This is a genomic window from Mesorhizobium tamadayense (genome assembly GCF_003863365.1).
Classification (GTDB): domain Bacteria; phylum Pseudomonadota; class Alphaproteobacteria; order Rhizobiales; family Rhizobiaceae; genus Mesorhizobium; species Mesorhizobium tamadayense.
Genome location: NZ_RQXT01000211.1, coordinates 1 through 609, shown reverse-complemented (window position 1 = coordinate 609; position 609 = coordinate 1). Strand labels below are relative to the sequence as shown.

At 63.4% G+C, this 609-nt stretch carries 2 protein-coding genes; both read right to left on the bottom strand.

The window, feature by feature from the left end; translation table 11 throughout:
* Positions 1-219, bottom strand: a 219-nt coding sequence (locus EH240_RS37325) for an HNH endonuclease (RefSeq protein WP_245436719.1), incomplete at its 3' end; no start/stop codon positions are given.
* Positions 216-609, bottom strand: a 394-nt coding sequence (locus EH240_RS37320; protein ID WP_245436718.1) for a terminase TerL endonuclease subunit, incomplete at its 5' end; no start/stop codon positions are given. The genes EH240_RS37320 and EH240_RS37325, both read right to left, overlap by 4 nt.

The following is a 609-nucleotide window of genomic DNA, read 5'->3' as shown; positions in this document are numbered from 1 at the left end:
GGTCTGTTTGGTGTGGCAGGTCGGGCAGAGACATGTGACGTTGCCCAGGTCGAAAGCTCTCTCCGGCGCCTGCCGCACCGGGATTATGTGATGCACTTCCAGCTTGCTGTGAGCGCCGCAGGAGGTGCATTTGAAGCCGTCGCGCCGCTTGGCCTCGAGGCGTAGAGCCTGCCAGCGGGCGGTGCGGTAAACGGAATAGCCGGCGCGACCGTCCTTCATACCCACGAAGCGGCGCGGGCGATCTTGACTGGCCTTGCGGCTCGCCTGTTGCCTTCCGCAATCGCCAGGATGGTTGCCGCCGCCGCGTCGATGCGGCCCAGCGAACGGGCCTTGGCAAGCTTGTGGTTGCCTGCCGGATCGATAAGCGTGATGGCATCTGACATTGCGGAGCGCAGCAACAGCGATGGCCGGGTTTTCACATGCCCGTCGAATAGTGCCCGGCGGAACCGCTCGATATCTTCCGAGCCGTCCTTCCAACCGAAGCCGCGCCAGATGAACGGCACCTTCAAGCCGGCCGCCTGCATTGCCTCGACGAACTCGGCATGACGGAATCGATCGCCGACAATGCATGAGATCGACGATCCGGCCGCAAGCTTGACGATTTCAGCG